Source organism: Pseudomonas sp. PIC25, assembly GCF_002286785.1.
Classification (GTDB): domain Bacteria; phylum Pseudomonadota; class Gammaproteobacteria; order Pseudomonadales; family Pseudomonadaceae; genus Pseudomonas_M.
Genome location: NZ_MUJY01000028.1, coordinates 1 through 5,708, shown reverse-complemented (window position 1 = coordinate 5,708; position 5,708 = coordinate 1). Strand labels below are relative to the sequence as shown.

The window sequence follows — 5,708 nt, the reverse complement described above, 5'->3', positions numbered from 1 at the left end:
GACGCTGACTTTGCCTTGAGCCATGCCGAGGCCTCGCTATCGGGGTGCGTTGAGGGTCTGTTGCAGCACGGTGCGCACGATGTCGCCCACGTCCTGCGGATCTGCGCCGAGCACGGCGCGGGCCGGCAGGTCGATCTGCCAGCGCTGTTTCTTGGTGTCGCCCGCCAGCTTGGCGAGGATCAAACCCGCCCGGCCGCAGGAGAGGTTTTCCTGGATCCAGCCCAGCGACGGCCGTTTCCAGCGCTTGCCGCTGCGGATCCGGTAGCCGGCTTTCAGCAGGGCGCGGGCCTGGAAGCGGCTGGAGGGGGCGTTGTAGTCGGGCGTCTTGCCGAGGCGCCGCATGCGGGCGGCGCTCATGGTTTCTGGGCGGCCCTGCTGGTGGTCCGCCGCGATGCGCGCCACCAGCCGGTTGCGCCAGCCCAGCACGGCTTCATCAGCCGTCAGCGTGACCACCTGCAGGCCTTTGCCGAGGCCACGCAACATCTTGCGTTTGCCGCCGTCTTTCCTCGGTACGAACGGCGAGCCGTCTACGTTGCGCTGCTCGCCGATGCGTTTGCGGTTGCGGGTGCGCACGCGCTTGGAGGCGGTGTTCAGCAGGCGGCGGCGCTTGGCGGCGGGCAGCGACAACAGGTCCAGCGTCTGCTGGGCGTCCAGCAGGCCGCGCACGTCGAAATCAACGGTCGGTGCGGCCATCGGTCACAGCTCCGTCGTGGGCAATCCACAGGTCGAACGGCACGAAGGCCCAGCGCTTGCCGAAGGCTTCGATTTCGCCGGTGGGATCCTCGGCCAGGTGTTGGGGCTCGATGAACTCCAGCTGCAGCTCCACATCCGCGCAGTCAGGGTCCAGTTGGTCGATCTCGAAAAGTGGGGCAGGCAGCTCGTCGTCTTCGCGATGGGGGTCGTTCACCTCCAACCAGGAACCCACCAGGGCCATGAGGCGCCCGGGGTGATCGGTGAAGCGCTCCAGGACGATGACGGCCCGATAGCGCATATCGCCCATGTGCAGGCCCTGCTCGCTGGGCTTCCAGTACAGCGGCAGGGAAACCTGTTCGGCCCAGCTATCCAACTGTTCGGGCTGGACCAAGCGGCGTTCGATCAGGAAGGCGGTCAGGTTGCGCAGCTTGATCACAGCGCCTCCGCCGTAATGCGGCCACGGCCCTGGATCAGGCGCACGGCCTGTTGGCTGAACGCCAGGAACGCTTCGTGGGTTTCCGGGGCTTCCTTGGCCAGGTTGGCGGCTTCGGCGCGGCGGTTCACCGTGGCGAACTGCTCCAGCAGGTAGGCCTTGGCGCGGCAATAGACGGCGCGCTTGTAGGTGGCCACGTAGAAGGCTCGCTCCGGCAACAACTGCGAATCCGCGCTGGCCACCTCGGCGATGCCGGAGGCCTGCCAAGCGCGCTTTCGCCTGGCAAGGTCGCGGTTTACCTCACCCATGGCACCGGCGATGCCATCGACCAGCAGCTCCACCAGATACTCCGCCGGCAGGCGATAGCCGGCCTGGAACTCGGTCACGCTCAAGTCCGGCCAGAAGCCGTCATTGAGGATTGATCGTTCCACCAGCGTGGTGGGTTTTCCGGAAAAGCTCATACACTTACCCCGTTTGTAGGGAATCGGAGGTCGGTATGAGCAACGTCGAAAAATTGAAAGAGACTATTGCCGCCAGTCAGGCAATGGCTGAAGAAAAACGTAAGAAAGTAGAAGAGGTGCTGGCTACAGCTCTTGATGCCAGCAAACAAGCAATGCAGAAAGTGCTTGGCTATGACGACGCCGAATACGCTGAGAGGTTGGCCTTCACTGAGCATTTTCTCCGAACGTTGAACAGCTACTTGGCTGATAGTGAGGGAGCGCTCAGGATCGAGGTGAGAGCAGCAGGCACAAGTATCTCCGTAGACCCTACGGAGCTTGCGCCGCCGAAGAAAAAGATGGAGTAACTGTGTCATAGCTGCCTCATGTGCCCCGCTCCGAGTAGCGGGGCTTTTGTTATAAGGCGGGGGTGGCTGCTGTCGGTCATTGGCGCAGGGCCATGGCTTGGCAGGCCCCCGCTGCGGGGGGGAAGTCGGTTAGGTGGTCGAATCCTGGGCGGAGCCGCTGCCGGCCTGCTGTCTGCGCAGGGCCTTGGCGGCTTCCTCCAGGCGGGTTTTCACGCCGATCTCCGGGTACAGCTCGGTGGCTCGCTCGAAGTGCGTGATGGCCTGCGCCCATCGCTCGTTTTCCAGGGCGAGGATTCCCAGGAGCTTGTGGAAGCGCGCCGGGATCCGTTCGAACAGCTGCCACTGGCCATCCACGCGGGGCAGCAACTGCGACAGGTACGGTTCGGGACTTCGGCCTGCCTTGTGCTCGGCCTCGGCCCAATCGATCATGCTGTCAGCCACGAACGTGGGAATGTCCCGCTTGAAGCGCTCCGGCATCGCCTGGCCTTGCGCCATGGCGAAGTCGGCCAGCTCCAGGGCCTGTTCGAACTGCTCGGTGTCGAACAGCCAGACCAGCACCTGCATCAGCACCGGGTTGGGGTGGTTCAGGCCACTTTCCCGGTAGCGCTGGACATAGGCCAGATACTTGGGCAGCAGCTCTTCGCGCTTGAGATGCTGACGGGCTTCCAGCGAATTCAGGTCGGACAGGCGCGCCAGGTCCTCGGCCAGGGCGGTGGTCATCAGGGTCAGCTGTTTCTGGGCGTTGGCCGGGCCAGCCAGGGCGGTGGCGGGGGTGAACACCTCCGCACCACCGGCAGCCTTGCCGAGCTCCAGGACGCGCTTCTTATGCTCCAGGGCGATGCTCATGGTCAGACGAACTCCACGCTGTCGCTCTCGGCATAGGCGAACTTACCCAACTGCTCGATCACATAGCCCTCGTTGCGGCTGTTGTAATCCTCCATCTGGGAGCGCTTCGGGTTCTCCTGCAGGTAACGGCGCCAGCTATCGTCCTGGAAGTAGATCGACAGGTTGTCGAAGCTGGTGACCAATACGCCCTTGCCAGGGAAAAACGGCGCGGTGAACGAAGGCAGTCCGCCGTAGGTATCGATCACCTGGGCCATTTCGATGCGCTCTTTCTCGGACGGGGTGTTGCCGTGTTCGGCGTACATCTTGCCCTTGTCCTTGGCGATCAGTTCGCGGCCGATGAGGGCCACCAGGTCGCCGCCGTCGCGGTGTTCCTCGTCGATCATCTGCGTCAGGTCGTAGACAAAGGCGTCCAGGTTGGCGAAGTCGCCGGTTGCGCCGATCTGGATCTTGCCAGCGGCCTTGGTGCCCTGGGTGAGCACCTGCTGCGGGGCCTGCTCGCGGGCGATCTGCAGCCAGCCCTTGTTCACGTCCTGGAGCAACGGGTTAGCCACCGGGTCGGTGTTCGCGGCCACGCTGGTGCCATGCCAGCCGATCATGATGCGGTCCAAAGCGATCTGGCGTTGGACGGCGGCGCTGTAGCGCTTGGCGAAGTCCTTGAACTTCGCCCAGGCATCGATGCTGGCGAACGGCAGGGCCACGTCGGTATGGGTGTCGAACAGTTCGTAGCCCTTGGCGTCCAGGTCCAGCAGGTTGCGTGGCACGCGGTCGGCGTTGATGGTGTTGGTGCGGCCGGTGGCCGGGCCGTTCAGGCCCATCATGACCTTCTGACCCTTGATCTCGCTGACGCCGATCACGTTGATGCGGGCCAGGAACGCGGAACTGGCGGTGACCTTGTCGTTCAGGGTCTGCGCCATGCTCGGCGTGACGTTGAATTCTTCGCGGGCACTGTCCACGCCATAGGCGCGGGCAATGGCGGCTTGCAGGCGGTGGTACTGCTGGCGGGCTTGCTGGCTCAGTTTCATCAGCAGTCGATCTCCATGACGTCATCCACGGCACCGGTGGTGTTGGGCACGTTGCGGCCCTGGCCTTGATTCAGCGCGCTGGTGAATTGCTCGGCGAGCTTGTCCACGGCGCCTTTCAGGCTGTTGAACTGCTCGGCGGTGATGCCGGCCGGCTTGGCGTCTTCGCCTGTGCCCGCGTCGGTGTTTTCGGCGGCCGGCTTCTCCGGCTCGGTGGGCTTCTGCGTTGCAAAGGTGGCCGCGCTCTTTTCCAGGCTGGTGGCCACGGTGCCGAGCTTGTCCACCGCTGCGGCAAAGGCCTCTGCGGTTTTCGGGTCCATCGGGGTGCTCTCGCTGTTGGGGGTTGCGGGGGATTCGGGGGCGGTGTTCTTGCCCAGGGCGTTGAACAGCCGGGTGAAGAACGACAGGGCGGCGGCTTCACTGCTGTCGCTGGCGTCCAGATCGCCCAGCGGTTCGAGATTGGCGAAGTAGTTGCCGGCGCCGGCACGGCGGGAAAAGTGCAGTTCCTGGGTGCCCAGGCTGGCCGGTTCGTCGGTCACGGCGATTCCCACCAGGTACGCCCGGCCGGTATCGGCGAATTCGGGCTGGATCTCCACGCTGGTGAACAGCTTCTGGGCTTCCTTGTTCAGCTGCAGCAGGCGGTCGTTCGGCTTGAGCCGGGCGAACAGCGCCACCTTGCCGCCCTCCTGATCCTCGGCTTTCAGCTCGGCGACGGTGCCCAGGCTGCCCATGTAGCGGATGTGTTCGTACCAGATGGAGGCGGTGTAGACGGCCGGGTCGTAGTTCTCCGCCATGTCGCGCAAATCCTGCGCCTCGATGGTGCGACCATCGGCGGTCTTGCCGCTGGTGGCGACGCGTTTCCAGTCCGATACAAAGGTGCGGGGCATAGCGTTTTTCGGCTCGGTCGGGTTCAGGTGCCGCCACGATAGGGACCGGCCCCGGAGCGCTCAAACGCTTTGCTTTCGTATTGTTCCTATTTCCGTTTTCTCGGAAATTGGCGGAACTTTACTGCGCGTTTCCCGAATTTTCGGCGCATAGACTGCGCCGCATGCCGTACTCTGCCGAAGTCAAAGAAACCGCCAAGCGCCTCTATCTGCGCCGCTGCAAGCCGCGTGAGATCCAGGCCCAGCTCAAGCTGCCGAACGTCCGAATCGTCTACTACTGGATCGCCAAGGGCGGCTGGGACGAGATGCTGACGGACGAAGAGCCCCTGTCCGCCATCAGTCGCCGGATTACCCTCCTGCTGGAGAAGGCGGGCACCCTTTCCAAGGGGGAACTGGACGAACTGGACCGCCTGACCAGCATCCGCGAGCGTCTGCTGAAACAGAGCGTCAAGCCGGTCCAGCACCCACCAGGCGAGGCACCGGCCGAGCGGGGCGAAGGCAGTAGGCCGGGCCAGCGCGAGCGCCGCGACCGAGGCGAAAAGGGAGGTTCGCCCAAGGGCAAGAAGCCGAAGAACGACATCACCGGGCTGACCGAGCTGGACTTCCTGGAGAAGTTCACCACTCGGATGTATGCCTACCAGCAGGAGCTGTTCGCAGCCAAGCAGAACCCGCTGACGCGGCGGGTCCGCAATATCCTGAAATCCCGCCAGATCGGCCTGACCTATTACTTCGCCGCCGAAGCGTTCATGGATGCGGTGCTGACCGGCGACAACCAGATGTTCCTGTCGGCCAGCCGCGCCCAGGCGGAAATCTTCCGCAGCTACATCATCACCTTCGCCAGTGAATGGTTCGGCATCCAACTGAGCGGAAACCCCATCGTCCTGAGCAAGGACGGCAAGCCCTGGGCCGAGCTGCGTTTCCTGTCCACCAACAGCAGCACCGCCCAGGGCCACCATGGGCACGTCTACATCGACGAGTATTTCTGGATCCGCGACTTCGAAAAGCTGAACAACCTGGCCGGCGCCATG

General features: G+C 63.9%; 8 protein-coding genes. 2 read left to right on the top strand and 6 right to left on the bottom strand.

The window, feature by feature from the left end; translation table 11 throughout:
• Positions 1–36 precede the first annotated feature (36 nt).
• The 3 genes from BZL41_RS01105 to BZL41_RS01095 are packed head-to-tail and all read right to left on the bottom strand — an operon-like array spanning position 37 to position 1,587.
• Positions 37–693 carry a phage virion morphogenesis protein gene (locus tag BZL41_RS01105; protein ID WP_095597591.1) on the bottom strand — a complete coding sequence of 219 codons (657 nt, stop codon included), beginning with the start codon at positions 691–693 and terminating at the stop codon, positions 37–39.
• Positions 674–1,129, bottom strand: a complete 456-nt coding sequence (locus BZL41_RS01100) for a phage tail protein (RefSeq protein ID WP_095597590.1) — start codon at positions 1,127–1,129, stop codon at positions 674–676. Before BZL41_RS01100 ends, BZL41_RS01105 begins: the two co-directional genes overlap by 20 nt.
• The gene (locus tag BZL41_RS01095; RefSeq protein ID WP_095597589.1) at positions 1,126–1,587 is read right to left on the bottom strand and encodes a head completion/stabilization protein; all 462 of its coding nucleotides are present in this window, start codon (positions 1,585–1,587) and stop codon (positions 1,126–1,128) included. The genes BZL41_RS01100 and BZL41_RS01095 overlap by 4 nt, the downstream gene beginning before the upstream one ends.
• A gap of 35 nt (positions 1,588–1,622) precedes the next feature.
• On the opposite strand from BZL41_RS01095, the gene BZL41_RS01090 reads away from it, so the two are divergent.
• A complete protein-coding gene (locus tag BZL41_RS01090) occupies positions 1,623–1,931 on the top strand; it encodes a hypothetical protein (RefSeq protein WP_095597588.1) in 309 nt (102 codons plus the stop codon).
• Positions 1,932–2,060: 129 nt separating this feature from the next.
• Here the strand turns inward: BZL41_RS01090 and gpM are convergent, their stop codons facing one another.
• Genes gpM through BZL41_RS01075 form a run of 3 tightly spaced genes read right to left on the bottom strand, consistent with a single transcriptional unit; the run spans position 2,061 to position 4,683 of the window.
• A complete protein-coding gene (gene gpM / locus BZL41_RS01085) occupies positions 2,061–2,777 on the bottom strand; it encodes a phage terminase small subunit (RefSeq protein ID WP_095597587.1) in 717 nt (238 codons plus the stop codon).
• Positions 2,778–2,779: 2 nt separating this feature from the next.
• A complete protein-coding gene (locus BZL41_RS01080) occupies positions 2,780–3,805 on the bottom strand; it encodes a phage major capsid protein, P2 family (protein WP_371916463.1) in 1,026 nt (341 codons plus the stop codon).
• Positions 3,799–4,683: a GPO family capsid scaffolding protein gene (locus BZL41_RS01075; RefSeq protein ID WP_095597585.1), complete on the bottom strand. Its 885-nt coding sequence runs from the start codon at positions 4,681–4,683 to the stop codon at positions 3,799–3,801. Before BZL41_RS01075 ends, BZL41_RS01080 begins: the two co-directional genes overlap by 7 nt.
• A 161-nt stretch (positions 4,684–4,844) precedes the next feature.
• On the opposite strand from BZL41_RS01075, the gene BZL41_RS01070 reads away from it, so the two are divergent.
• Positions 4,845–5,708: terminase large subunit domain-containing protein (locus BZL41_RS01070; RefSeq protein WP_218224359.1), on the top strand; the 864-nt coding region annotated here is incomplete at its 3' end.